The sequence below is a fragment of the Xenorhabdus griffiniae genome, from assembly GCF_015163655.1.
Classification (GTDB): Bacteria; Pseudomonadota; Gammaproteobacteria; order Enterobacterales; family Enterobacteriaceae; genus Xenorhabdus; species Xenorhabdus griffiniae.
The window spans coordinates 1-1,197 of the sequence record NZ_JADEUF010000264.1 but is presented as its reverse complement, the minus strand read 5'-3'; the positions used below and the strand labels follow the sequence as shown (position 1 = coordinate 1,197).

The window sequence follows — 1,197 nt, the reverse complement described above, 5'->3', positions numbered from 1 at the left end:
ACCATCGTGATGCGGTTCAGCCACGCGAATACCAAAGATACGCAGATTATTACGATGGAGTTTGGCTCTGATTTTCGCCCAGAGTCCGCTTAAATACTGTTGTGTATCAGCGGGACTGCTACCGTTCCATTTACGGTTACGGTGTCCGTGTCGGGTTGTGGCATGATATTTAGAAGGGGCGGTTAGCGTGTAGAACTCAGCCACATAGCCCAGTTCATTACAGATATTTTCAAAGCCCCGAATGCGCACCATCATTTCGGTACGACGGATAGCGGGGTTTGCCACACTGCCATAATATTTATCAATCAGGCTGATGCGATGGCCCTCTTCATCTTCCAGTTCCATCGACTTAATAAAATCTTTGGTGCGGCGCTTCTGCTCCTTCCATTCGGAAATCGTTGTTTTGCTGGCGTAGGTGCTGGCTTTTTTGCTGACGCGGTTGATGGCGATTTGCAAGTGTTCGCGCCACTCTGCCGCCAGACGGCGGAGACGGCCTAACCACCACGTATCTAACGTCATGCGGGAAATGGCGGCAATCGCCTGTGATTCACCAAAACAGTAACCTGTCAGCTTATCCCAGTAAGGCACGGCCTGACGGTATGCTTTGGTGATGGTTGCTGCGCGCATATACAACTCATGCATCCGTTTCAGATCGCTCTCTTCAGGACGTTCGTCGGCGAGTGCCTGTAATTCCCGGTTGATAAAATCCGCAATATCTCTTGCCAGTAATTCGACATCTTCCCGTGTCATATCAGGAATACGATTAAACCGCCCCAGATACGTTGCGTTATCCGCGTTCATGTCCTGAATCCGGTAACGGTTCGTGACTAAATCCACTCTGGGCAAAATGCGATCAATGAAAGTCTTAGATAAAAAAGCCTCAGCGCGAGATGTCCCTTGCTCCTTTTCTAAAACACTCATTTTGTACTGCACGTCCATGCGAACAACAGCAGGCTGTTTCTTTAATACGTTCTGAGCATCCTCCTGCGCTTTGATCACCTTTGCAATAGCACGACGCTCTTCGTCTTTCTGGTATTGCTCTGCGTAGGTTGGGAATGGTCTGGTGATTGGCTGGAGAGGTTTATTCCACGGCGTAGAAATGCCAGCAACCAGAGCTGCGCTTTGTGGCATCTCTGGCTGGAATTTGCTGGATTGTGGTACAGGGTTCACTCACAAACCTCAGTACTTTCATTGAAA

At 49.2% G+C, this 1,197-nt stretch carries 1 protein-coding gene; it reads right to left on the bottom strand.

The features are described from left to right. Positions 1–1,170, bottom strand: a 1,170-nt coding sequence (locus IQ211_RS19365) for a replication endonuclease (protein ID WP_338113380.1), incomplete at its 3' end; no start/stop codon positions are given. Positions 1,171–1,197: the final 27 nt, after the last annotated feature.